Source organism: Pseudoalteromonas sp. OOF1S-7 (genome assembly GCF_022347765.1).
Taxonomy (GTDB): domain Bacteria; phylum Pseudomonadota; class Gammaproteobacteria; order Enterobacterales; family Alteromonadaceae; genus Pseudoalteromonas.
Genome location: NZ_JAKRFZ010000004.1, coordinates 62,666 through 87,431, shown reverse-complemented (window position 1 = coordinate 87,431; position 24,766 = coordinate 62,666). Strand labels below are relative to the sequence as shown.

The following is a 24,766-nucleotide window of genomic DNA, read 5'->3' as shown; positions in this document are numbered from 1 at the left end:
ACTGACATTTTTTAGTCAGTTGTTATGACGGTGATTGGCTTAGTCTACTTCTTGCTTTACCATTGTCAACACGGACCACTTAAGCAAGGTTTACAAGTGAGCAATAATAACACAATTGATTTAGCCTTTGATAAAGCGCATATCTGGCACCCCTATACCTCCATGCTGGATCCTCTGCCCGTTTACCCGGCAAGCCACACCCAGGGCAACCGTATCCACCTGGAAACAGGCGAAGAATTAATTGATGGTATGGCATCCTGGTGGAGCGCCATTCATGGCTACAATCACCCCGATATAGTTAATGCGATTACTGAACAAGCAGGCAGGATGAGCCATGTGATGTTTGGCGGACTGACGCATACACCAGCGGTTGAGTTGTGTAAAAAGCTGGTCGCCATGACCCCGACTCCCCTTAATAAAGTGTTTCTGGCAGACAGCGGGTCGGTTAGCGTTGAGGTGGCGATTAAAATGGCTCTGCAGTACTGGCTGAGCCAGGGCCATAAACGCAAAACTAAACTGATGACAGCGCAAAAAGGCTATCATGGCGATACCTTTGCCGCCATGAGTGTGTGCGATCCGGTGAATTCTATGCACAGCATGTATCAGGGCTTTCTGCCGGAGCATATTTTTGTGCCAGCGCCATCCGGGCGCTTCCATGAACAGGCATGTGAAGAAGAGCTCGCGCAACTTGAGGCGTCATTTGTAGCCCATCATCAGGAGGTTGCCGCGTTTATCATTGAACCCATAGTGCAAAACGCCGGCGGTATGAACTTCTATCACCCGGATTACCTGAAAAAACTCCGCACACTGTGCGACCAATATGATGTTTTGCTGATCCTGGATGAGATAGCGACCGGCTTTGGCCGTACCGGAAAATTATTTGCCTGCGAGCACGCCGACATTAGCCCGGATATTCTGTGCCTGGGTAAAGCCCTGACAGGTGGTACCATGACACTCTCGGCAACGCTCACCACAGATGAGATAGCCATTGGGATCAGTCAGGGCGAAGCCAAAGTACTGATGCACGGCCCCACCTTTATGGGCAATCCGTTGGCCTGTGCAGCTGCAAATGCGAGCCTGACCCTGTTGCAACGTAATACCTGGCAACAACAGATCCAACGCCTGGCAAACAGTTTAAAGTTGCTCGAGCGCTGTAAAAACCTCGATGCGGTACAGGATGTCAGAGTGCTGGGCGCAATCGGGGTTGTTGAAGTAAACCGCACCATAGATGTGGCAAAGATACAGCGCTTTTTTATTGAAAAAGGCTTGTGGATCCGCCCGTTTGGCAGGCTGATCTATCTGATGCCCCCGTATATCACACCGGATGAAGATATCGCGCAGCTGGCTGACGGTATTTATGACGCCATCGCACAGAACGCGTACTAGTTTTCCTCAGCACAGCTAAAAAGTGCGAAAATAAAAGCAAGGTTGGCACTTTTTTTGCCAATTTTGCAATTATTTAAGATATTTCATCGTTTGTACCTGAAATCATTTCATGGCTTTGTTAGACTAGGCGACTTTGATTGTAAATTTCGGAATAAAGTCGAGAATCGAGTAACTATGCAACAAACCGTCAAATTGCAGCCAGCTGAAGCTTATCAGCCACCGCGCTTTACTGTTTATCAACACCGTCAGATTGATAAAATTGAGCAACTTGAAAAACTGCCTGAGCACCTGCGCTTCCAGATGAAGGTGGTTGCAAACGTTTTCCCTTTCCGCGTGAACAACTATGTTATTGATGAACTGATTGACTGGGACAAAGTACCTAACGACCCCGTTTTTCAGCTTACTTTCCCTCAGCGTGGCATGCTGGACGACGAGTCGTACGAAGAAATGGCCGCGCTGCTTAAACGCGAGCACACGCCAGAAGAAGTCTTTGAGCTGTCAACCAAGTTAAGACAAAAGCTTAATCCGCACCCAGCCGGTCAGATGGACAAAAACGTCCCCACCTTTGACGGTGAACGCGTTGAGGGCATTCAGCACAAATACAAAGAAACCGTGCTGTTCTTCCCGGCACAGGGCCAGTACTGTCACTCTTACTGTACTTTCTGCTTCCGCTGGGCACAGTTCGTTGGTAAAGCAACCCGCTTTAACAACAACGACGAAGACCTGCTACACAGCTATCTGGAAGAGCACACAGAGGTGACCGATCTGCTTATGACAGGCGGTGATCCTATGGTTATGCGCACCGTTAAGCTCCGTAAATACCTGGAAGCACTGAAAGAACCACGCTTTGATCATATTCGTACTATTCGTATTGGTACTAAGTCCCTGACTTTCTGGCCATTCCGTTATGTGACCGATCCGGATGCACAAGACTTGTTAGCCCTGCTTAAAGAGCTGGTCGACGCTGGTAAGCACGTGTCTATTATGGCGCACGTTAACCACAAGCAAGAACTACGCACCGACATTGCCAAAGAAGCGATTAAATTGCTGCGCAAGACTGGTGTACAGATCCGTACTCAGGCGCCTTTGCTTAACCACCTCAACACCGACCCTAAAATGTGGTCTGAGATGTGGAAAGAGCAAACACAAATGGGCATGATCCCTTACTACATGTTCATAGAGCGTGATACCGGTGCAAAGCGTTACTTTGAATTGCCGCTTTACAAGACCTGGGAAATCTTCCGCGATGCCTATAAAGATGTATCGGGTGTGAGCCGCACAGTGCGTGGGCCTTCCATGAGTGCCGGACCGGGTAAGGTTGAAGTCTCTGGTGTAACAGAAATCAACGGCGAAAAAGTGTTTGTATTGCGCTTTATTCAGGCTCGTAACCCGGACTGGGTGCAAAGACCTTTCTTTGCCAAATACGATGAAGAAGCGACCTGGCTGGATGGCCTTAAGCCGGCATTTGGCGAGGAAAAATTCTTCTGGCAGGACGAATACGAAGCCATGTAAGAGTTTCAGCTCTAAAAAAGCCGACAACGTTGTCGGCTTTTTCGTTTCAGATAATCACTTATTGCAACTACCACTCAAACATATAGGCCATTTTACTGATGGTTCTCAGTGCCACACCATGGGTATTACGTTTGGCATACAAATGCTGCATTGATTTATCTTTCACTTCGCCGACTATCACTTCTTTGACCTGATACCCCATCGCCTGTGCTGCACTGGTGTAAGCAACAAACTCCCAGCGTTTGATATTGGTGTTATCAGCTATCACCAGCGGGATCCCCTCAGCCAGCGCATTGATAAAGCGTGCCAGGTTCAGATTATGGTATTCCGGCAGTCTGAACTTTTCAAAATGATATTCGCCCTGCTCATTATGAAAGTAATCATCGGTAGAGCAAATGATGAATTGCGTTTCGTCACCTGCGACCAGCTCGTCTGCCAGTGCGTAAGCGTAATGTGTTTTCCCAGAGCCAGGTAATCCCCGTAATATAAATGCCTGTTTCATCTATTGAACGACTTATATCCAGTTTTTCTTAGTAGTAGACAGGTATAATGCCATAATTTTTGCGATTAAGTAATTCATCAAGCAAAAGGCAGACAGTTTTTACTCAGTTGCCTGCAAGCGACGGCCGACTTTTCGTAATATAAAGCTCTGAGATGAGCAAATATTAATCGTTCTCTTGCCTGCGCGCGCCAAAGAGGGTAAAAAGCCTTAAGAAATTAACTCACATCCCCATTTGGTGGTTTTTTTATATGTCCATCGCAGGTAAGATACGACATAGCTGACTGCGCAAAAAGCGTGGTCATGGCAGTGAGTTAAACAACACACGCAACAGACTAATTATAAATAATCATTTTGGAGTAAAGATGAGCCACACAGCGATAACGGAGCTACTAGCAGGCACCGTTGCGGTAGACAGCCAGGTTACTGTAAAAGGCTGGATCCGTACACGACGCGATTCAAAAGCGGGTATTTCATTCCTAGCCGTCCATGACGGTTCTTGTTTCGACCCTATTCAAGCCGTAGTCCCTAATTCGCTTAATAATTATGAAGAAGTGACTCGTCTTACCGCAGGCTGCTCTGTGGCCGTGACCGGTGTTTTGGTGGCCTCTGAAGGTCAGGGCCAGGCTTTTGAAATTCAGGCTAATAAAGTAGAGGTACTAGGCTGGGTTGAGAATCCGGATACCTATCCAATGGCCGCTAAGCGTCACAGCATCGAATATCTGCGTGAGCATGCACACCTGCGTCCTCGTACCAACGTTATTGGCGCGGTTACCCGCGTTCGTAACTGTTTGTCGCAGGCTATCCACCGTTTCTTCCACGAAAGAGGCTACATGTGGATCAGCACCCCTATCATCACAGCAAGTGACTGTGAAGGTGCGGGCGAAATGTTCCGTGTTTCTACACTGGATATGCAAAACCTGCCGCGCACAGACAAGGGCGACATTGATTACAGCGAAGACTTTTTTGGTAAAGAAGCCTTCCTGACCGTATCTGGTCAGTTGAACGGCGAAACGTATGCCAGCGCCATGTCAAAAATCTATACGTTTGGTCCAACATTCCGCGCGGAAAACTCGAACACCTCACGTCACCTGGCGGAATTCTGGATGGTTGAGCCGGAAGTGGCGTTTGCCGATCTGGACGACATTGCGGCTCTTGCTGAAGACATGCTGAAATATGCCTTTAAAGCCGTATTAGAAGAGCGCCGTGACGACATGGAATTCTTTGCACAGCGCATCGAAAAACAGGCAATCACACGTCTGGAGTCCTTTATCGACAAAGACTTCGCACAGGTTGATTACACCGATGCCATCGAGATCCTGAAAAACTGTGGTAAGAAATTTGAATTCCCGGTTGACTGGGGTGTTGATCTGCAATCAGAGCATGAGCGTTATCTGGCAGAAGAGCACTTTAATGCGCCGGTTGTTATCAAGAACTACCCGCGTGACATCAAAGCTTTCTACATGCGCCAGAACGAAGACGGCAAAACCGTTGCTGCAATGGACGTCGTTGCTCCTGGCATTGGTGAGATCATCGGTGGCTCTCAACGTGAAGAGCGTCTGGATGTGCTTGATAAGCGTCTGGAAGAAATGGGTCTGGATAAAGAAGACTACAGCTGGTACCGCGACCTGCGTAAATACGGTACGGTGCCGCACTCAGGCTTCGGCTTGGGCTTTGAGCGCCTCGTTGCTTACGTAACCGGTATGGGCAACGTCCGTGACGTTATCGCCTTCCCGCGCACCAAAGGTAGTGCAACTTACTAATCTAATTTAGTTTAGTTTTGAAAAGCCCCGTTTTGGGGCTTTTTTATGCCTGTTAGACTTATTTATTGCGCTGCAACATAATTCTGGCACGCGCCCAATTCGCTGTATCTGTGCGCATGCCCTTCAGTCATAGGCGCAACCCCATGCAAAGGCCCCCCATTAACCCGCCAGTTTTTTCCTTCATAGCTCACTACATCCCCTGTTTGATAGACACTCGGATACGGTTGCCAGGACTCAGCACAACGCTGGCATTTAGGTAAGACTTCACCAATGGCATCGAGCAACTTATTCTCACCGCGCGCATCCTGATGCAGCTCCCAGATAAAAATGCCCGGATAACCATTGTCGGCAACAAACTGTGACTTGGTACGCACCAGCTCCGGTGTCTCCCAAAAATGCAGGTAGTTATCCTGCTCATAAAAGCCCGCGTTGTAATCTACGCCAAGTCCGTCAACAAAGGTTTCTACAATATCACGTGCCGTATAAGTCATGACCGGACCACTTACCCCATCGGGAAATGACTTGTTATAAAATGGAATGCCTAAGCTGGTTTTACTTACATCGTATTTAGTGATCATGCTCTGGCTCCACTGGGCTGGATTAACCAAACCATCGTGAATATATGACCAGGCAGCATGATGGTTTTTCGGGGAGCCTCCCCAGCCGCCGGTATAGTCATAGGCCATAAAACGAATGTAATCGGCATACTCATCTAAATCTGGATGGAAATTAATCCCCGACCAGCCACCTGCCTGAACATCAACACTCACCTCCAGGTGCGCAGGTAAAGCTGCTCTCAGATCTTTTACCAGATCCAGCAGATACCCGCTCTCGATGGGGTTTGGCTGGTTGTATGTGCTCCAGTCTTCCCAGTCAACATCAATACCATCGAGCTTGTGTAGCTCCGCATAAACAACCAGATTCTTTACCAGGTTGGCCCGAGCCTGCTCATCCATAGACAGAAAGTCGACGCCGGCACCGCCTACTGAGATCATGACGCCTGTGTTATTGGCATGGGCATGTGCCACAATGTCATCGATATAGCGATCAGCTTCAAGTGTATTTAGCGTGCCATCAGCATTAGGGTAGGCAAATGCCACTATGATATGTGTGAGTCTATCGGTTGCCAGATCCTGAACATCCAGTTGGCCACCCGCCGGGTAATCCCAGGTAGAATAAAAGCCTTCAACTCGAGGACAAAAAGTATCTTGTGCCCACGCAGACTGCATTGACAGCCCGGATATAGCCACAGCTAAAGTAAGACAGGTTTTCTTAAACATAACGCGCTCCATGTTGTATAAATATTAAACACAACCAATATCACGTTAACAAAAAATTTAAAATTGAAGATTTATAATAGTAAGCCAAACAGAGTAACTTTGGCATTTGTGGATTCAGGATTATCAGAAAAAGAGACGAGATTTTAACATATAATGGCAAAAACAAAGAGAAATGCATTTAGCTGCTAGCCCAGTCACAGTACCTCGGATGTATTTACATGCGTCTACGATACTGCAAAAAGTGCCACATGTTTTAATCGTATATTTTCATGTTCACAAGCTTATAAGCATTTCTGTAAGGGTAACCTGTCTTACAATCACCAGCACCGTTGGCCCACACTTTCTTTCCGGACAGCTGCGCTGCCAGTAACATTGAGAATAACGCTTTTTCATACTCAGAATTGAGCGGCAGATAGTAGCGTGAACCACAACTGGAATTTGGTTTGCTAAAATCAACCAAAATAGTGTTGTTCGCCCCTGACACAATAACGGTACCCGATGTTTCCTTTGATGCGAGAACAAGGTTAGGTAAGAGCATAAATAGTAAAAGTAGTTTTTTCATTATTAACTTCCTTTAGTAATGAAAAAGGCTGCAAAAAGCAGCCCTAATACTGAAGTTACAGAACTTCTAACAACTCAACATCAAAGATCAGAGTTGAGAATGGTGCGATTGATGCACCTGCACCACGCTCGCCATAAGCAAGATCATGTGGTACGTATAGACGCCACTTAGAACCAACAGGCATTAACTGTAGTGCTTCAGTCCAGCCTTTGATTACGCCATTTACTGGGAACTCAGCAGGCTGACCGCGCTCGTAAGAGCTGTCGAATACGTTACCGTTGATCAGAGTACCGTGGTAATGTACACGAACAGTTGAATCAGCTGCCGGCTTGTCGCCTTCACCAGTTTCGATTACTTCGTACTGCAGACCAGACTCAGTTACTGTGATTTCAGTGCGCTTGGCATTTTCTTCCAGGAATGCAGTGCCTTCAGCAGCCAGTACTTTGGCTTCTTCTTCGCGACGCTGTTGAATTTCTGCATTGATTTTTTCGAATGCAGCCTGGATCTCAGGGATCTCGACACGGAATGCTTCACCGGCATAGGCATCTTTCATACCTTCAAATACCGAGTTCAGGTTCAAACCTTCAAATGGGTTAGACTTAAGCTGCTCGCCCATTTGCAAACCAATACCATAACTTGCCTTTTCAGCATCTGTGTTGAATAAATCTGACATATTAGATCCACTTATTTATCAGTTTAAAAGAAGCGGCAGTGTATCACAGCGCATAGATGACTAACAGGGAGGTGGATAACTTTATAGAAACAGCGCATGAAAGCATTGCAAGCAGCCTGGCTGCCTGCAGACATAATGAAAAGTCTAAGTGAGTTACACTTTGCTTTGGTTTTTGAGTTTGAATTCTCTTACTATGAAAGTGGCAAACGGTAAACTGAGCGTCAGGCCTATGATCAACTCGTTGCTGTAACCCACCAAGCGCTCGGTGAAATAACAACCAAAGCCAACTACGCCAAACACCGAAATAACCACACCGGCGATCATTGGGAATAACTTTTCATACTTAGTGATAATGTGTCCGACAAGCAGATTAAAAAAGAAAGTGTACAGCAAAGTGATCCAGATACTGGGGTATGCTTGCCCATCAATTGCCAGTACCAGAGCAGCCTGCAAACCACTTAGATAAAAGAAACTGAAGATCACCCATAACGAACTATGAATAACAACTTGCTTAGTCATCACTGCCTCCGAACGAAAAAAACCGCCGTATAGGCGGTTTTGGGAATGAGGTGGCGGAGAGATAGGGATTTGAACCCTAGATACGCTATTAACGTATGCCGGTTTTCAAGACCGGTGCTTTCAACCACTCAGCCATCTCTCCGTTGTTGGCGCGAATTCTATGGTGCTGAGGTAAAAAAGTAAAGCCCTAATTCAGTTTTTTGCAAAACTTCGCGCCTAAACGGTTGTATTTTACACAACCAACCCGATATAAAGCAGCTAACCTCTAGTAATACTGTTTGGGCCTTCTTGCAACCCAGGCACCTATAATGCTTAATCCAATACACATCAAAATTACCAGCGCCATATCAATAATACCCTGTTTAGGGTCGGGTACCGGATACAATTGCGTTAGTAATAGTGGGATAACTGATATGACCGTAACACAGCTCAGCACCTTAAATGCTCGGCTGAAATCGAATCGCCGACTGTAATTCATCCAACTAACTAACACGAATAAAAAGCAGACCGGAGAAAGTAGCGCCAGCCACACCTCACTGATATAGGGCAACATACTACCCGTTGAAATACATCCCAGTACACCCCAGACAATCCAAGTCCACCAATTCTCCCGCTCTTTTAAAAATAGATTGCCCATGACTATTCTTCTTATAATTGTGCTTTGAGACTGCCAGCCTTTAGCCTAACAAACATTCAGGCCACAAAACAACCGTAGAACGAATAATTAATGGACCAAGTTCCTTTTTTAATGACATGTATCACAGTCTCAAAGACCGGGTTCCTGTCTGGATTAGAAGTTCACTTTAAGTCAGATCATTCACCTATGTCTTCATTCCATAGATCAGGGCGGGCTTTGATAAAGTCGTCCATCATAGTGATGCACTCTGGATCCTGAAGGACTTCTAGTTCAACACCATGCTCGCGCAGTAACACTTCGTTACCCATAAAATTTTTGTTTTCCCCTATCACCACTTTCGGTATACCGTAAAGCATGACAGTCCCTGAACACATTGGACAAGGCGACAACGTGGTATATAAAGTACACTCTTTATATACCGCAGCGCTCAAACGCCCGGCATTTTCTAACGCGTCCATTTCGCCATGCAGCACGGTACTCCCCTTTTGAACTCTCTGATTATGCCCACGTCCAATTATCTGGCCTTTATGAACCAGCACAGAACCAATCGGGATCCCTCCTTCATCAAGCCCCTTTTTCGCTTCTTCAATCGCCGCCGCTAAAAACTTATCCATCGCTGCACTCCTGATGTTTATACCAATTTGAATATGAAGACGGATCATCCTCAACTTCACCCAAGCTAGCATGTAATTGAGGACAAAATAAGAATAGCCTAACTCTGGATGCGGCGGTGTTATCAGAGCAGATTAGCGCAGCCCCTGATACCTGTATTGCTGATTGAGCTGTTGAGCCTGCACATCGCCAACTACACCTTGTTTGTTCAATACCGCAATGATTGAGCCCGGTTTTCTGGCCAAATTAACTGCGATTCTGTCGATCTCCACATTCCCTTTATATTGTTCAAGCACCTGCTCTATATCTTTTTCTGACCAGGGTAAACCGTAATTTTTCGGTAGCCCTTTCTCAAGGTTTTCCTGCTGCTTTTGAGCCAAAGTTCTCTTTACCTTCTTGGCCTTTGGCTGCCACTGTAAAGACTGGAAAAGCGCCCTAATCACGTCTGGGTGGTTATAGGGCGACTGTGCGGGCAGGATCTCTCCTGTGATCGGATCAATGCCATTAGCCAGGCCATTTACTATGCTGACCACTTGTTGCTGATTCATATCGACTCCTTGATGATAACAATATATAAACTTCCTGTAACAATACTAGTGTAGCAGGCTCATAGATATTGGGAGGTCTTTCTCTGGTAAAATAACCGACACAATGTGGGGGCAGAGGTAATAGAGGAAGTGAGATAGCTGCACTAACCCCACAAGGTTAGTACAGCAAGACCAGCTCTTTAAAGCGAGCTGGTCTGAAGTAGAGTTGGGTTTAAAGCCCCTTGATAGATTCGTTGATGGCGCTCAGGGCCTTCACCGGGTCAGTTGCCTGAGTGATAGGCCGGCCAACAACGAGATAATCACTGCCTGACTTTATTGCCAACTCAGGTGTCATGATGCGTTTCTGATCGCCAGCATCGCTGCCTGATGGTCGAATACCAGGCGTTACCAGACAAAAATCATTGCCTAATTCAGCCTTGAGGGTTTGCGCTTCCTGAGCCGAACATACGACGCCATCCAGCCCAGACTCTTTTGCCAGTTTTGCCAAGTAAAGCACCTGCTCTTGAGGGGTTTTGTCTACACCCAGTTTGCTGAGCTGTGCCTGATCCATACTGGTCAGCACTGTTACTGCAATCAACAAAGGAGCTTTGTCTCCATAAACTTCCAGCGCTTGTTTAGCTTTGCTCATCATCTCAGTGCCACCGCTGGCATGCACATTGACCATCCATACGCCTAACTCCGCCGCTGCAGTCACAGCTTTCGCAACCGTGTTTGGAATGTCATGAAATTTCAAATCAAGGAATACGTCAAACCCTTTATCAATCAGTTTAGAAACAAACTGAGGACCGAAATAAGTAAACATTTCCTTTCCGACTTTAAGTCGACATTCGTTCGGAGAAAGCTGGGATACAAACGCCAGCGCAGCAGCTTCATTGTCGTAATCCAGTGCAATAAGCACTTTTTTCATTTCTGTGTTTGACATAGTTGACCTATTTCGCCTTGTAAAATGTCGATTTTTTAATACCCATCCACACCCTGACTTGGCAAGATTGATTCCCAAGACTTACAGGAGGGACATAACCAGTAGAGTTTGTGACTTGTGAAGCCACAGTTGCGACACTGGTAGTCTGGCTTTGTCGCAACATAAGCAGACACCAGATTGTCGACTTCATTTAATACAGAGTGGAATTTGTCCTGCCTTGTGGCAAGTAACTTGAGCAGAAAACTGAACCCCCGAATAGAAGGTTCACGTTTTAGACTGTCAGTAAGGTACGCTACCGCCTGCTGAGTATGGCCGGATTCTACCAGTCCCTCACAGTGCTTTATTTTAACCAGTACGCCACTGGTTGTTAGTAAGTCATTGACCAGCGCATGAAATTCGTGATCGATATTGAGGCGCTGATAACAAATATGCAGGTCTTGTAATACAAGCGGGACAGCGCACGGGAACTGTGAAACCAATTTACGCCAGTAGTAAATGGCTTTCACATTGTCTTCTTTGCCAAGTGCATCGTGCCCTAGCTCATAGAGCGGCCTTATCGTGGTTTTGGGTAGCTTAAGTGCGCGCTCAAGATAATCGTTTGTTTGATTCTCTTGTGCCTGATTTTCCAGCGCAGCTTCACAATAAAAGTTAGCAATAGCGGCACAGTAAACTTGCTCGGTAAACAACTCTGCGTGGCTTTCGTACATGTTTACGCCCTTCTGCCACTCGCGAGTTTGCGAGTAAAGCTGGATAATCGGCGTTAATGCCTCTTGATAATTCGCTTTAACCAGTTCGACCAAATGTTCTTCCGCACTATCTAATAAGCCGGCCATTATGTAGTCTTCGGCGAGTGCCAGTTTACAAGATTGGATAACCTGTACGTCCAGACTGGGTTGTTTTAATAGCAGTTCGTGGATCCGGATGGCTCTATCGAGCTCACCTCTTTTACGAAACAAGGTGGCGAGTATGAGGTAGTGCTCAACGGAGTCAGCACTGACCTCTAATAATTTTATCAGGTGCTCAAGGCCCTGATCTTCTTCTCTATCTAAAAGAAACTTTAATCCTTTGCTGTACTCCGAGGTAATTTTTCGGTTTTGTTCATGGGCTTGATTCTTAGCGCTGTTTTTTCCCATGACGTAGCCATAAGCAGCTGCGACTGGTAGCAATAGGAAAAGTAGTTCAATCATTTACTGCTTTGCGCTGTGTCGATTGATTAACTCTCTGTTGCTGGCGAATTTGCCTCTTTAACTGCGTTATTTTGCCAATGCCCAACAACAACCCTAATACCAAACCAAATACCACGCATAGGCTCATTAAGCTGGCCAACGGCACTTCTGAACTGGCAATGATGTAGTCGACTTTTACCAACGCTGGGTTTTGTGTTCCCAGTACAAAAGCGATTACCACCAGTATCAAAAATAGTCCTTTTCTTACTACCTGGATCAAACGTTACCTCTATAATCAGCTTTCTAGACTGGCGTTTACGCGGTCACGAAGTTCTTTACCAGGCTTAAAGTGAGGTACGTACTTTCCATCCAGCTCAACAGTATCACCAGTTTTAGGGTTACGACCTGTACGAGGTGAACGATAGTGGAGTGAAAAGCTGCCAAAGCCGCGGATTTCGATGCGATCCGAGCTTGATAGTGACCCTGCCATTTGCTCTAAAATCTCTTTTACCGCATTTTCAACGTCTTTGACTGGAACGTGAATATGTTGCTCAGCAAGTTTTTCGATTAGTTCTGACTTTGTCATAGCGTTTCCTTTAGATAAAAAAGAAGGGCAAAAAGTGCCCTTCTATTCAAGACTGAGTATTAGTCTTTTTGAGCGTTTTTGAAAGCTGCAGCCATTGCATTTTCGAATGCTGGCTCTTCTTTCTTCAGCTTCTCAAGCGCTTCTTTCTCTTCTGCTTCGAAGATAGCTTTAACAGATAGGCTGATAGTACGGTTCTTACGATCAACACCTACAAATTTAGCTTCAATTTCGTCGCCTGCAGAAACAACGCTAGTTGCGTCTTCGATGCGCTCTTGTGCGATGTCAGCAACACGGATGTAACCTTCAACGCCTTCGATAAGCTCAACAGTTGCGCCTTTCGCGTCAACGTCTGTCACTTTACCTTTAACAATAGCACCTTTTTTGTTTGCGTCTAGGTAGTTATTGAAAGGATCAGCTTCGATTTGCTTAACGCCTAGTGAGATACGCTCACGCTCTGGGTCAACCTGAAGAACGATTGCAGAGATCTCGTCGCCTTTCTTGTATTCACGTACAGCTTCTTCGCCAGGCGTGTTCCAAGAAATGTCAGACAGGTGTACAAGACCGTCGATACCACCGTCAAGACCGATGAAGATACCGAAATCAGTGATTGACTTGATCTTACCAGTAACTTGGTCGCCTTTGTTCTGTAGACGAGCAAATTCCTGCCAAGGGTTAGCTTTACACTGCTTAAGACCTAGAGAAATACGACGACGCTCTTCGTCGATTTCAAGAACCATAACTTCAACAGTGTCACCTAGTGAAACAACTTTTGAAGGGTGGATGTTCTTGTTAGTCCAGTCCATTTCAGATACGTGTACCAGACCTTCAACGCCTTCTTCGATTTCAACGAAACAACCGTAGTCAGTCAGGTTTGTAACACGACCAGTTAGCTTAGCGCCTTCTGGGTAACGACCAGCGATAGCTGCCCATGGATCTTCGCCAAGTTGCTTAAGGCCTAGAGAAACACGCGTCTTCTCTTTGTCGAACTTAAGTACTTTAACAGCGATCTCGTCACCAACATTTACGATTTCACTTGGGTGCTTAACGCGCTTCCAAGCCATGTCAGTGATGTGAAGTAGGCCGTCAACACCGCCCAGATCTACGAATGCACCGTAGTCTGTCAGGTTCTTAACGATACCTTTAACTTCTTGACCTTCAACAAGGTTAGCCAGCAGCTCTTCACGCTCTTGTGAGTTTTCAGACTCAATAACAGCACGACGAGAAACAACTACGTTGTTACGCTTCTGGTCAAGCTTGATTACTTTGAATTCAAGCTCTTTACCTTCAAGGTGTGTTGTGTCACGTACTGGACGAACGTCAACAAGTGAACCAGGTAGGAATGCACGGATTGAATCAACTTCAACAGTGAAACCACCTTTAACTTTACCGTTGATAACACCAACGACAGTTTCTTGCTCTTCACAAGCTTTTTCAAGGCGGATCCAGGCTTCGTGACGCTTCGCTTTCTCGCGAGAAAGGATAGTTTCACCGAAACCATCTTCGATTGCGTCAAGTGCAACATCTACTTCGTCGCCAACAGCAACTTCTAGTTCACCAGCAGCATTTTTGAATTGCTCTGCAGGGATTGCACTTTCAGACTTAAGGCCAGCGTCAACAAGAACAACGTTGTTCTCGATAGCAATAACTGTACCTTTAACGATTGAGCCTTGCTCAACTTCAAAACCCTTTAGGCTTTCTTCAAATAACTGCGCAAAATTTTCTGACATACTAAATACGTCTCATAAATAAACATTCCAATTAGCAACCATGCTGCATGGGGTGGTTAAAATAACGTTAGCCTCCTGCCAACGCAGTAAAAATCTAATTTGATGCAGGCAGCTTGCCAGCGGCAACGGTGTCCTGAATTAAAGCGGTGACTTTCTCAAACACTTGTTCTGCATCTAATTCTGTTGTGTCGAGCACGATAGCATCGTCCGCAGGCACCAAAGGCGCAACTTTGCGGTTCATATCACGCTCATCGCGAGCTTCAATCTCGCTTAAAAGACCATCTAGTGTAACATCCAGCCCTTTATCCTTCAACTCCAGATAACGACGTCTTGCACGTTCCTGAGCACTGGCTGTTAAATAAATTTTCAGTTCAGCTTGGGGGAAAACAACTGTGCCCATATCTCTGCCGTCAGCGATCAAACCTCTTTCACTGCGAAACGCTCTCTGACGACGTAATAAAGCTTCACGAACCCGAGGGAGTGCAGCAACTTTTGACGCCGCAGCTCCAACCTCTTCGTTACGGATCGTGTGTGTCACATCCTCTCCCTCGAGGACCACTCTAATCCTTTTCGTAACACTATCGATCGGAAACTGAACATCCAGATTCGCGGCAAGCGGGACTAACGCCTCTTCGCTATCGAGTGCAATATGATGATGAATAGCGGCCAAAGACAATACGCGATAAATTGCGCCACTATCCAACACGTCCCAATCAAGCTTCTCAGCTAATAAACGACAAACCGTTCCTTTGCCCGAGCCACTTGGGCCGTCTACGGTGATTACTGGCATGACAGCCTGCATTTAAACCTCCCGAAATGCACACCAAAAATGAACGGCAGTATTATACGCAAGTTTGCTGAATAGATCCTTATTGACATGTAACTTTTTGTTTGATTTTAAATTTACGACGATAAACTGGCACGAGTATAGGGTCAGGCAGACAACTTAGTGTCAAGCTGACTGCCCGTAACCAGCTAAATTACAGCGTTTAAAACGCATTGCATCACCGGTCAGAAGTTATTGGCTCACCGAAGACAATGCCTCGAAATATGTCGGGAAAGTCTTTGCGGTACAACCTGGATCATTGATAATCACATCCACGCCGCCAACAGCAACCATAGAAAAGCACATTGCAATTCGATGGTCGTTATAGGTATCTATCTCAGCCAGATTAAAAGATTCTGGTGGTGTGATTTCGATGAAGTCGTGCCCTTCAGTGACCTCAGCGCCGACTTTTCTGAGCTCGGTAGCCATCGCGTACAAGCGATCTGTTTCTTTAACGCGCCAGTTGTAGATATTACGGATTGCCGTTTTACCTTTAGCAAATAAAGCGACAGTTGCCAGCGTCATTGCCGCATCCGGGATGGCATTTGCGTCGATATCGACTCCGTTCAGCTCACCCTTACGCACAACCAGCTTTTCATCATGCCAGTCAATTACAGCACCCACTTGCTCCATTACTGAGGCAAAACCAATATCGCCCTGCACGCTCTTACGTCCAACACCATTGATTTCTATTTCACCGCCTGCAATGGCTGCGGCTGCTATAAAATAGGATGCCGATGATGCATCCCCTTCGACCATGATGCTGCCAGGTGAAACATAACCTTGCTGGCCTTTAACATGGAATACCTGATAATTATCATGGCTAACGGCGACGCCAAACTGTGCCATGACACCCAATGTAATATCAATATAAGGCTTAGAAACCAGCTCCCCTTTTATCCGGATCGTGGTGTCTTTGACAAACAAAGGCGCAGCCATCAGCAACGCGGTCAGAAACTGGCTTGATATACTGCCATCAATTTCAACTTCACCACCCTCAATACCATTACCATTGATCTGCAATGGCGGATAGTCTTTGTTTTTCAAATATTTGATATCCGCCCCCAAGGCATGTAACGCATCTACCAGGTGGCCAATAGGTCGCTCTTCCATTCTCGGCTCGCCGATCAACGTAAACTGGCCCTGACTTGCTGCCAAAACGGCGGTCAGCGGCCTGAATGCAGTACCCGCATTACCCAAAAACAATGCTTCAGAAGGCGTGTTAAAGCGCCCGCCTTGCCCATAGACTCGGGCAGACGTTTTATCCTCATTCAGCTCCACTTCTACGCCCATCTGGGCAAGTGCCAGTAGCATATGGCGAATATCGTCACTGTCGAGCAAATTATTCACTTGTGTGACACCCTCACACAAGGCTGCCAACAATAAGACGCGGTTTGACAAACTCTTTGAGCCGGGCAACGTGACACTGCCATTAACCTTGCCTATGGCATTAAGCCTGAGTTGTTCCATCAGCTGTTCTCCTGCGCAAATTTTTCCATGAAAGCAATCAGTGCCTGGATGCCTTCAATGGGCATAGCATTGTAAATACTCGCGCGCATGCCACCTACAAAACGGTGACCTTCCAGTGCCATCAGTCCATGCTCCTGCGCCTGTGCCAGAAACTGCTCATTCAAAGACTCATCATGCAACCAGAATGGGACATTCATCAGTGAGCGACAGTGTCTGGCTACCTTATTAAGGTAGAAAGAAGAGCTGTCGATGTAATCGTACAAAAGCGCGGCTTTTTCTTTATTGTGTGCTTCCATCGCCTTAACGCCTCCAATGGACTCCAGGTACTTAAATACCTCGGCTGCCAGGTACCAGGCAAACGTCGGTGGCGTGTTGTACATGCTTTGCTGTTGCGCTTCGATTGCGTAATCCAGAATAGCCGGTCTTGGTAGGCCTTTGCGCTCCAGCAGCGTTTTGCGCACAATCGCTATGCTTAAACCAGACGGACCTATATTTTTCTGAGCACCTGCGTAAATTAAGTCAAAATCATCCACATTCATTTCGCGAGACAGAATGTTAGACGACATATCCGCGACAATAGGCGCAGTCGGATGCTTTGGTACCTCGAATAATTCAATTCCATCAATGGTTTCATTAGGGCAGTAGTGAATGTATGCGGCGTTGTCAGGTAGTGCCCATTGAGAAACGGGTAACACGTCGAACATACCATCCTGATCACGGCGAATATCGATAGACTCAACCTGAGTGAACTTTTGGCCTTCTTTCGTCGCACCACAAGACCAAATCCCATTCTCGATGTATACCCCTGGTGCATCGTCCTGATGCAGGTTAAGCGGGACCGCTGCAAAATGACCACGACCACCACCGTGCATAAACAGCACCTCGAATTCATCCGATATATTCATCAAACGACGCAAACTGGCTTCGCATTCGCGCGCCAGTTCTAAAAATGGTGCCGAACGGTGGCTGATCTCCATCACAGAGACCCCCAGGTTTTGCCAGTTAATGAATTCTTGTTGAGCTTTTTTCATAACAGCAGGTGGCAACATCGCCGGGCCCGCACAAAAGTTATAAACGCGCATAGTTTCCTCATTCCAGTTTTTATACTGCCACAGGCAGTGTGCTTAATTATGTATGTCGAAATAATAAAAAAGCGGCCTAAGCCGCTTTTTTGTCTTGAACCAGATTACTCCGGTGCCTGCTCGTCAGTGTCAGGCGTTTCAACAAGCTCTGCTTCCCCTTTGAGGGTCTCGTCGATTTCGATCTCTTCGATACGTTGTAAACCAACTACCTGCTCGTCGTCAACCGTTCTGATCAGAATAACGCCCTGAGTATTACGCCCAACTGTCGATACTTCGTTCACTCGAGTACGTACCAATGTGCCTCGGTTCGAAATCAGCATGATTTCGTCGTTGTCCTGAACCTGCACAGCGCCAACAACACGGCCGTTACGTTCAGTCACCTTGATTGATACCACCCCTTGCGTTGCACGGCTCTTCGCCGGGTACTCTTCAAGCGGAGTGCGCTTACCATAACCATTTTCGGTCACAGTCAGAATCGCGCCGTCGTTCTTAGGCACAATCAGTGAAACCACTTTGACATCATCCGGCATTTTAATGCCGCGTACACCGGTCGCAGTACGACCCATTGGACGCAATGCCAGCATTTCTTCACCGGTTTCCGGATCAATCTTCACTTCGCCGGTTTCAGAGTCGCGCAGCTTTTCGTTAAAGCGTACAACTTTACCGTGATCGGTGAACAACATGATGTCGTTAGTACCATCTGTGATATCCGCACCAATCAGGCTATCACCATCATTGAGGTTGATGGCAATAATACCGCTTGCACGCTGACGGCTGTACGCAGTTAATGGTGTCTTCTTCACCACGCCATTGGCCGTAGCCATTAGGACAAACTTATCATCTTCGTATTGTTTTACCGGCAATATAGTAGTGATGCGTTCATCTGCTTCGAGTGGCAATAAGTTAACGATCGGCTTACCACGGGCGGCACGAGATGCCAGTGGCAACTGGTACACTTTCAACCAGTACAAGCGCCCTGATGTTGAGAAACACAAAATTGTATCGTGGGTGTTGGCTACCAGCAGACGTTCAATGAAGTCTTCATCTTTCATCTTAGTAGCGGCTTTACCTTTACCACCACGACGCTGCGCTTCATAGTCAGACAGCGGCTGATACTTCACATAACCTTCGTGAGACAGGGTTACAACCACGTCTTCTTCATTGATTAGGTCTTCCAGGCTGATGTCATGTGCCGCTGCGGAAATTTCTGTGCGACGCTCATCGCCATAGTTTTCTTTAATTTCTGCCAGCTCGTCGCGGATCACTTCCATCAGACGATCAGGTGAAGACAAGATCAATAGCAGCTCTGCGATTAAATCCAGTAGCTCCTGATATTCGCCCAGGATCTTTTCATGTTCAAGGCCGGTTAGCTTGTGTAAGCGTAAATCAAGAATAGCCTGAGCCTGTTGCTCTGACAGATAGTACTGGCCATCACGGATCCCCAGCTCAGCATCAAGCCAGTCCGGACGCGCTACATTCTCTTCGCCTGCACGCTCCAGCATAGAACGTACTGAACCTAGCTCCCACGGGCGTGCTGTCAGCGCCGCTTTGGCTTCTGCTGGGGTCGGTGACTTACGGATAAGCTCAATGATTGGGTCGATATTCGCCAGCGCAATCGCCAGGCCTTCTAGCGTGTGCGCGCGGTCGCGTGCTTTACGCAGGTCGTAAACGGTACGACGTGTTACCACCTCACGGCGGTGAACAATAAAGGCTTCGAGCATTTCTTTGAGGTTGAAACACTTCGGCTGGTTGTTATCCAGCGCAACCATGTTGATACCAAACACGGTTTGTAGCTGAGTTTGGGCATACAGGTTGTTCAGAACAACTTCGCCCACTTCACCACGTTTGATCTCAATAACAATACGCATACCGTCTTTGTCAGACTCATCACGTAGTGCGCTGATCCCTTCTACTTTTTTGTCTTTTACCAGCTCGGCGATTTTCTCAATTAAACGCGCTTTGTTAACCTGGTATGGGATCTCATTGACGATGATGGTTTCTTTGCCGGTTTTCTCATCGGTTTCGATTTCAGCGCGGGCACGAATATAGACTTTACCGCGACCGGTTTTATAGGCCTGCTCAATGCCTTTCTTACCATTGATGATAGCTGCAGTCGGGAAATCCGGACCCGGAATATAATCAATCAGCTCATCAATGGTGATATCCGGGTTTTGGATCACAGCCAGACAGCCGTTGATCACTTCAGTCAGGTTGTGAGGCGGAATGTTTGTCGCCATACCAACCGCGATACCAGACGATCCATTCACCAACAGGTTGGGTACCTTTGTCGGCAACACATCAGGAATTTGTTCTGTGCCATCATAGTTGGGCACGTAATCAACAGTTTCTTTTTCCAGATCAGCCAACAGCTCGTGAGACATTTTCGCCATACGCACTTCGGTATAACGCATCGCAGCCGCTGAATCGCCATCGACTGAGCCAAAGTTACCCTGACCATCCACCAGCATGTAGCGCAGTGAAAACGGCTGTGCCATACGAACAATGGTATCATAAACCGCACTGTCACCATGCGGGTGATATTTACCAATCACGTCGCCCACAACACGGGCCGATTTTTTGTAAGGTTTGTTCCAGTCGTTACGCAACTCATTCATTGCAAATAACACGCGACGGTGTACAGGTTTAAGGCCATCGCGAACATCCGGTAATGCACGTCCAACGATAACGCTCATCGCGTAATCAAGGTAGGAATTTTTCAATTCGTCTTCGATATTGACCGGGAGGATTTCATTGGCAAGATCAGTCATTTAATACCACTTTCCTTCAGAGTCTTCCCCTTTTGTGTCACACTATGGACATCAAAAGGCTCAATTATTATTAGTTCGACTGGGGATACTATCATAGTTTCAGGGTTAATGCAGTGGCTAAATGACTCGGAAATTTCATCCAATACCGATAGAATGCCCTCAGTTCAACGAGGAAGTTTCTTATGACCGAACATCAAAATGTAGATCTAAGTGAAATTGCAAAATTTGAAGAGATAGCAGAGCGCTGGTGGGACCGCGAAGGTGAGTTTAAACCATTGCATGACATCAACCCGCTGCGATTGGACTTTATCAATGACCGCTGTGGCGGCTTGTTCGAGAAAAACGTGCTGGATGTGGGCTGTGGCGGCGGTATTCTGACTGAAAGCATGGCTAAACTCGGTGCCAAAGCACATGGTATCGATCTGGGTCAGGAGCCGCTCAATGTGGCTAAATTGCACGCGCTTGAAGCCGGAGTCTCTATTGATTACCGGAAAGTATCAGCTGAAGAGTTCGCCGCGTACCATAGCGAGCAATTTGACGTCGTCACCTGTATGGAAATGCTTGAGCATGTACCAGACCCGGCTTCCATTGTTGCCGCAGTTGCAAAAGCGGCTAAGCCAGGCGCCGATGTGTTTTTCTCAACGCTCAATAAAACGCATAAGGCGTTTTTGCTGGCCGTTGTCGCTGCGGAGCGTGTGCTTAAAATGGTCCCTCCAGGCACGCATGACCATAATAAATTCATTCGTCCCTCTACTTTGATAGGCTGGGCCGAAGCTGAGGGCCTCAAAGTACGTCGCGCAGCCGGGATCAATTACAACCCGTTTGGCAAAACCTTCACGCTGACCAATGATGTCAGTGTTAATTACCTCCTTCACTTTGAGAAGCTCGCATGACACAGGCTGTAATATTTGATCTTGATGGTACCTTGCTCGATACCAGTGATGACCTTGGCGCCGCACTTAATGACGTATTGCAAAAACATGGCATGCCACAGGTAGAACGTGGCGTATATAGTCCAGCTATCTCAAATGGTGTCAAAGCCTTGCTGGAAGTTGGTTTTGCAGATCAGCTCAGCGAGTTCGACTTCGCAACACTAAAACAGCAAGTGCTGGATTACTATGCACAGAATTTGGCTGTTCATTCACACTGTTTTGCTGGCGTTAAAACTTTGTTGGAGATGCTGCTGAGCAGGGACATTAAAGTGGCTATTATGACGAATAAGCCTTCCTTTTTGACTCTCCCCTTGCTGGATCAAATAACCCCGCTCAGAGACATAGAGGTCGTGGTGTGCGGCGATACTCTGGCTGTAGCCAAACCCCACCCAGAGCCTCTGTTACTCGCGGCAAAGCAATTGGGCGTTGAACCAGCACACTGCATCTACGTCGGAGATGCAGAACGTGACATTGCAGCCGCCAAAGCGGCAGGCATGCGATCGGCAACCGCACTGTGGGGGTTCATTCCATCCCTGGAAGAGGCACACAACTGGTCAGCAGATCTGAATCTTACTAACCCAGAATCTCTCATTTCATATATTTAGTGGCATTGATTAAAAAACACCACTATATATAGTGGTGCATGCGAAATTGAGAACAGAACTGCACAGAAAAAAAACAGTCGTGCAGTTTGCAAAAATTTCTTAAAAAAAGCGAAAAATCGATTGCGGCGAGTTGATTTTTTTTTGCTTGCAGCCATGTTGGATAGCAGAAGGTTAGTGTTTGCTAACATAAAAATATTATCCCTATGTTATCCACAATCCACAGAAAGTTGTTCTATTGCAAAATGGCGCTAACCCCACTATCTTGTGATCCTCTTTCTAGCGGACACCATATATAGTGGTGAAATGCTAAGCAATTATGAATATGCGATGACAATTACCGCATTCCGGGGGAATACAGGCGTAGCTATGAACCAACAATTATCTGTCAGTAAACGTAACGGCCGTAAAGAGCCGCTTGATTTAGATAAAATTCATCGAGTGATAAACTGGGCTGCCGAAGGCCTGAATAATGTGTCGGTTTCTCAGGTAGAGCTTAAGTCTCACATTCAGTTTTATGATGGTATTCGCACAGAAGACATTCATGAGACTATCATCAAAGCAGCTGCCGATCTGATCTCAAAAGATACACCAGACTACCAATATCTTGCGGCGCGTCTTGCTGTATTCCATTTGCGTAAGAAGGCCTATGGCCAGTTTGAGCCGCCTCACCTATACGACCACGTGACTAAATTGGTTGAAGACAAGCGCTACGATGCCGGTCTGTTGACCGATTATACCCGCGAAGAATATGAGCAACTAAACGACTTCCTAGATCATGATCGTGATATGTCGTTCAGTTATGCTGCGGTCAAACAGCTGGAAGGTAAATACCTGGTTCAGAACCGCGTTACCGGCGAAATCTACGAAAGTGCACAGTTTTTGTATATTCTGGTTGCGGCCAGCCTGTTCTCTGATTATCCAAAAGAAACGCGCCTTGACTACATCAAACGTTTTTACGATGCGGTGTCTCAGTTCAAGATCTCGTTACCGACGCCTATTATGTCGGGCGTACGTACACCAACACGCCAGTTCAGCTCATGTGTATTAATCGAAACGGCAGATAGCCTGGATTCAATTAACGCTACCTCATCTGCCATCGTAAAATACGTCAGTCAGCGTGCCGGGATCGGTGTTAATGCAGGTCGAATTCGTGCGCTGGGCAGCCCTATTCGCAATGGCGAAGCATTCCACACAGGTTGTATTCCTTTTTATAAACACTTCCAGACAGCTGTAAAGAGCTGCTCTCAGGGTGGCGTACGTGGCGGAGCAGCAACGCTGTTTTACCCGCTTTGGCACCTGGAAGTTGAAAACCTGCTGGTACTGAAGAATAACCGTGGTGTTGAAGAAAACCGGGTAAGACACCTTGATTACGGTGTACAGTTCAACAAAACCATGTACACACGTCTGATCAAAGATGATTACATCACCCTATTCAGTCCGTCAGATGTACCAGGCCTGTATGATGCCTTCTTTGAAGATCAGGACAAATTTGAGCGCCTGTACGTACAGTACGAGCAGGACGAGTCAATCCGTAAGAAACGCATTAAAGCACTTGAGCTGTTCTCTATGTTTGCGCAGGAGCGTGCCAGCACAGGCCGTATCTATCTGCAAAACGTAGACCATTGCAACACGCACAGCCCGTTTGATGCCAAAGTTGCGCCTATCCGCCAGTCTAACCTGTGTCTGGAAATTGCGTTGCCGACTAAGCCACTGAGTCATGTTAATGACGAAGAAGGTGAAATTGCACTGTGTACCCTGTCTGCATTTAACCTGGGTGCCATCAGCAGCTTGGATGAACTCGAAGAGTTAGCTGAGCTGGCCGTTCGTGCCCTCGATAACTTGCTCGACTTCCAGGACTACCCTGTCCCTGCGGCAAAAAATGCCACTATGGGCCGCCGTACACTGGGTATTGGTGTCATTAACTTTGCCTACTACCTGGCTAAGAATGGCGTGAAATATTCAGATGGCAGTGCCAACGGCCTGACGCACAGAACGTTTGAGGCCATTCAGTATTACCTGATGAAAGCGTCTAACAAGCTGGCTCAGGAACGTGGTGCATGTCCTAAATTTAATGAGACGACTTACGCAAAAGGCATTATGCCAATCGATACCTACAAAAAAGATGTTGACACTATTTGTAGTGAGCCACTGCACCTGGACTGGGATGCACTGCGTCAGGACATCATGCAATACGGTATGCGTAACTCAACCTTATCTGCACTGATGCCGTCTGAGACATCTTCTCAGATCTCAAACGCAACCAATGGTATTGAACCACCGCGTGGTCACATTAGCGTTAAGGCCAGTAAAGATGGTATCCTTAAACAAGTCGTGCCTGAGTACGAGCGATTGAAGAATAACTACGAGCTATTATGGGATATCCCGTCAAACGATGGTTACCTGGGTCTGGTAGGTATAATGCAAAAATTTGTTGACCAAACGATTTCAGCAAACACCAACTACGATCCGACTAAGTTTGAAGGTGGTAAAGTGCCAATGAAGCTGCTGCTTAAAGATTTGCTTACCGCATACAAGCTAGGCGTAAAAACCCTGTATTACCACAACACCCGTGACGGTGCATCAGATGCTCAGGATGAAATGAAGCCTGAGGCTGAAGACGATGATTGTGCAGGCGGCGCTTGTAAAATCTAATCATGGTTAGCGGGTAATAAACCCGCTCTTTTTTGGTGT

At 46.7% G+C, this 24,766-nt stretch carries 23 protein-coding genes and 1 tRNA gene; 6 read left to right on the top strand and 18 right to left on the bottom strand.

Going from position 1 to position 24,766, the window contains the following annotated elements; genetic code table 11:
* The first annotated feature begins 96 nt into the window (after positions 1 to 96).
* Positions 97 to 1,386, top strand: coding sequence for an adenosylmethionine--8-amino-7-oxononanoate transaminase (gene bioA / locus MHN33_RS07675; RefSeq protein WP_239397404.1), 1,290 nt, complete (start codon positions 97 to 99; stop codon positions 1,384 to 1,386).
* A gap of 174 nt (positions 1,387 to 1,560) precedes the next feature.
* Complete coding sequence (locus tag MHN33_RS07670) at positions 1,561 to 2,898, top strand: lysine 2,3-aminomutase (protein ID WP_054015033.1); 1,338 nt, start codon at positions 1,561 to 1,563, stop codon at positions 2,896 to 2,898.
* 67 nt (positions 2,899 to 2,965) lie between these two features.
* On the opposite strand, the gene MHN33_RS07665 is transcribed toward MHN33_RS07670, so the two are convergent.
* Positions 2,966 to 3,400, bottom strand: a complete 435-nt coding sequence (locus MHN33_RS07665) for an AAA family ATPase (RefSeq protein ID WP_046004386.1) — start codon at positions 3,398 to 3,400, stop codon at positions 2,966 to 2,968.
* A gap of 362 nt (positions 3,401 to 3,762) precedes the next feature.
* Here MHN33_RS07665 and asnS point away from each other — a divergent pair, with 362 nt between their 5' ends.
* The gene (gene asnS, locus MHN33_RS07660) at positions 3,763 to 5,160 is read left to right on the top strand and encodes an asparagine--tRNA ligase (protein WP_054015032.1); all 1,398 of its coding nucleotides are present in this window, start codon (positions 3,763 to 3,765) and stop codon (positions 5,158 to 5,160) included.
* 62 nt (positions 5,161 to 5,222) lie between these two features.
* Here asnS and MHN33_RS07655 read toward each other — a convergent pair whose 3' ends face one another.
* The 17 genes from MHN33_RS07655 to gyrA all read right to left on the bottom strand — a co-directional run bounded on the left by MHN33_RS07655 (position 5,223) and on the right by gyrA (position 20,538).
* On the bottom strand, positions 5,223 to 6,440 hold the full coding sequence (locus tag MHN33_RS07655) for a glycoside hydrolase family 18 protein (RefSeq protein WP_239397403.1): 1,218 nt from the start codon (positions 6,438 to 6,440) through the stop codon (positions 5,223 to 5,225).
* Positions 6,441 to 6,693: 253 nt separating this feature from the next.
* Positions 6,694 to 7,002: a hypothetical protein gene (locus tag MHN33_RS07650; protein WP_239397402.1), complete on the bottom strand. Its 309-nt coding sequence runs from the start codon at positions 7,000 to 7,002 to the stop codon at positions 6,694 to 6,696.
* A 55-nt stretch (positions 7,003 to 7,057) separates the two neighbouring features.
* Positions 7,058 to 7,675: an FKBP-type peptidyl-prolyl cis-trans isomerase gene (locus MHN33_RS07645; RefSeq protein ID WP_239397401.1), complete on the bottom strand. Its 618-nt coding sequence runs from the start codon at positions 7,673 to 7,675 to the stop codon at positions 7,058 to 7,060.
* 153 nt (positions 7,676 to 7,828) lie between these two features.
* Entirely contained in the window at positions 7,829 to 8,194 is a 366-nt protein-coding gene (locus tag MHN33_RS07640) for a hypothetical protein (protein WP_239397400.1), read from the bottom strand.
* A gap of 51 nt (positions 8,195 to 8,245) precedes the next feature.
* Positions 8,246 to 8,336, bottom strand: a tRNA-Ser gene (locus MHN33_RS07635).
* 123 nt (positions 8,337 to 8,459) lie between these two features.
* Positions 8,460 to 8,831, bottom strand: a complete 372-nt coding sequence (locus MHN33_RS07630; RefSeq protein WP_239397399.1) for a hypothetical protein — start codon at positions 8,829 to 8,831, stop codon at positions 8,460 to 8,462.
* A gap of 176 nt (positions 8,832 to 9,007) precedes the next feature.
* Positions 9,008 to 9,445 (bottom strand): nucleoside deaminase, encoded by a 438-nt coding sequence (locus MHN33_RS07625; protein WP_239397398.1) that lies wholly within the window; start codon positions 9,443 to 9,445, stop codon positions 9,008 to 9,010.
* Positions 9,446 to 9,577: 132 nt separating this feature from the next.
* On the bottom strand, positions 9,578 to 9,991 hold the full coding sequence (locus MHN33_RS07620) for a hypothetical protein (RefSeq protein ID WP_239397397.1): 414 nt from the start codon (positions 9,989 to 9,991) through the stop codon (positions 9,578 to 9,580).
* A 211-nt stretch (positions 9,992 to 10,202) separates the two neighbouring features.
* Positions 10,203 to 10,913, bottom strand: a complete 711-nt coding sequence (gene pyrF / locus MHN33_RS07615; RefSeq protein ID WP_239397396.1) for an orotidine-5'-phosphate decarboxylase — start codon at positions 10,911 to 10,913, stop codon at positions 10,203 to 10,205.
* Between the two features lie 35 nt (positions 10,914 to 10,948).
* Positions 10,949 to 12,100, bottom strand: coding sequence for a lipopolysaccharide assembly protein LapB (gene lapB / locus MHN33_RS07610; protein ID WP_239397395.1), 1,152 nt, complete (start codon positions 12,098 to 12,100; stop codon positions 10,949 to 10,951).
* Entirely contained in the window at positions 12,093 to 12,320 is a 228-nt protein-coding gene (locus MHN33_RS07605) for a lipopolysaccharide assembly protein LapA domain-containing protein (protein ID WP_239397659.1), read from the bottom strand. The genes lapB and MHN33_RS07605 overlap by 8 nt, the downstream gene beginning before the upstream one ends.
* Before the next feature lie 54 nt (positions 12,321 to 12,374).
* A complete protein-coding gene (gene ihfB, locus MHN33_RS07600; RefSeq protein WP_239397394.1) occupies positions 12,375 to 12,665 on the bottom strand; it encodes an integration host factor subunit beta in 291 nt (96 codons plus the stop codon).
* Between the two features lie 59 nt (positions 12,666 to 12,724).
* Positions 12,725 to 14,392 carry a 30S ribosomal protein S1 gene (gene rpsA, locus MHN33_RS07595; protein ID WP_239397393.1) on the bottom strand — a complete coding sequence of 556 codons (1,668 nt, stop codon included), beginning with the start codon at positions 14,390 to 14,392 and terminating at the stop codon, positions 12,725 to 12,727.
* Between the two features lie 94 nt (positions 14,393 to 14,486).
* Complete coding sequence (gene cmk / locus MHN33_RS07590; RefSeq protein WP_239397392.1) at positions 14,487 to 15,194, bottom strand: (d)CMP kinase; 708 nt, start codon at positions 15,192 to 15,194, stop codon at positions 14,487 to 14,489.
* Positions 15,195 to 15,410: 216 nt separating this feature from the next.
* Positions 15,411 to 16,688 carry a 3-phosphoshikimate 1-carboxyvinyltransferase gene (gene aroA, locus MHN33_RS07585; RefSeq protein ID WP_239397391.1) on the bottom strand — a complete coding sequence of 426 codons (1,278 nt, stop codon included), beginning with the start codon at positions 16,686 to 16,688 and terminating at the stop codon, positions 15,411 to 15,413.
* Positions 16,688 to 17,770: a 3-phosphoserine/phosphohydroxythreonine transaminase gene (gene serC, locus MHN33_RS07580; RefSeq protein ID WP_239397390.1), complete on the bottom strand. Its 1,083-nt coding sequence runs from the start codon at positions 17,768 to 17,770 to the stop codon at positions 16,688 to 16,690. The genes aroA and serC overlap by 1 nt, the downstream gene beginning before the upstream one ends.
* 104 nt (positions 17,771 to 17,874) lie before the next feature.
* On the bottom strand, positions 17,875 to 20,538 hold the full coding sequence (gyrA, locus tag MHN33_RS07575) for a DNA topoisomerase (ATP-hydrolyzing) subunit A (RefSeq protein ID WP_239397389.1): 2,664 nt from the start codon (positions 20,536 to 20,538) through the stop codon (positions 17,875 to 17,877).
* 182 nt (positions 20,539 to 20,720) lie between these two features.
* Here gyrA and ubiG point away from each other — a divergent pair, with 182 nt between their 5' ends.
* The 3 genes from ubiG to nrdA all read left to right on the top strand — a co-directional run bounded on the left by ubiG (position 20,721) and on the right by nrdA (position 24,727).
* Positions 20,721 to 21,431 carry a bifunctional 2-polyprenyl-6-hydroxyphenol methylase/3-demethylubiquinol 3-O-methyltransferase UbiG gene (ubiG, locus tag MHN33_RS07570; RefSeq protein WP_239397388.1) on the top strand — a complete coding sequence of 237 codons (711 nt, stop codon included), beginning with the start codon at positions 20,721 to 20,723 and terminating at the stop codon, positions 21,429 to 21,431.
* Positions 21,428 to 22,075 (top strand): HAD-IA family hydrolase, encoded by a 648-nt coding sequence (locus MHN33_RS07565; RefSeq protein WP_239397387.1) that lies wholly within the window; start codon positions 21,428 to 21,430, stop codon positions 22,073 to 22,075. The genes ubiG and MHN33_RS07565 overlap by 4 nt, the downstream gene beginning before the upstream one ends.
* Positions 22,076 to 22,441: 366 nt before the next feature.
* Positions 22,442 to 24,727: a class 1a ribonucleoside-diphosphate reductase subunit alpha gene (nrdA, locus tag MHN33_RS07560; RefSeq protein WP_046004364.1), complete on the top strand. Its 2,286-nt coding sequence runs from the start codon at positions 22,442 to 22,444 to the stop codon at positions 24,725 to 24,727.
* The last annotated feature ends 39 nt before the right edge of the window (positions 24,728 to 24,766 follow it).